We start from the raw sequence: 377 nt of genomic DNA, 5'->3' as shown, positions 1-377 counted from the left end.
AGCCTTCTAGCTCAAGGGCAATTTACTAAACAGTGTCCGAGTTACTCCCGTGTACGGTTTCTCGTTCCAGAGCCTTATTCCTAAGGTGACCGGTCCGGAATACCTCGATAGCTAATCGATTTGGGTACTATCAAAAAAAAACATCTGCTCATCACAGTCTTTAAAGTGTACTTCCTCCCTTCGCAACACCGATTCGCTTTTGGCTGAACGGTGCTCCATCAGACGCTGTGCCGATGGTCAGCTCGGTTTTCTCCTCCACACCATTACTGGCTTTCTTTGGCCGAGCCTTACTCACTACTACGGATTCATCTGCCACCTCACACCAACGTTCACCTTGAGTTGCCTCTTGATGAACGCTTCCAGTGTTTCTCTGGATG

At 48.5% G+C, this 377-nt stretch carries 1 protein-coding gene; it reads right to left on the bottom strand.

Translation table 11 applies throughout. The features are described 5' to 3' along the window. Positions 1 to 160: 160 nt before the first annotated feature. Positions 161 to 377, bottom strand: a 217-nt coding sequence (locus BZJ21_RS16765; RefSeq protein WP_077670266.1) for a hypothetical protein, incomplete at its 5' end; no start/stop codon positions are given.

The sequence above is a fragment of the Salinivibrio costicola subsp. alcaliphilus genome (assembly GCF_001996185.1).
Classification (GTDB): domain Bacteria; phylum Pseudomonadota; class Gammaproteobacteria; order Enterobacterales; family Vibrionaceae; genus Salinivibrio; species Salinivibrio costicola.
Note: the sequence above shows the minus strand (reverse complement) of the source record. Positions and strands in the feature narration are given on the sequence as shown.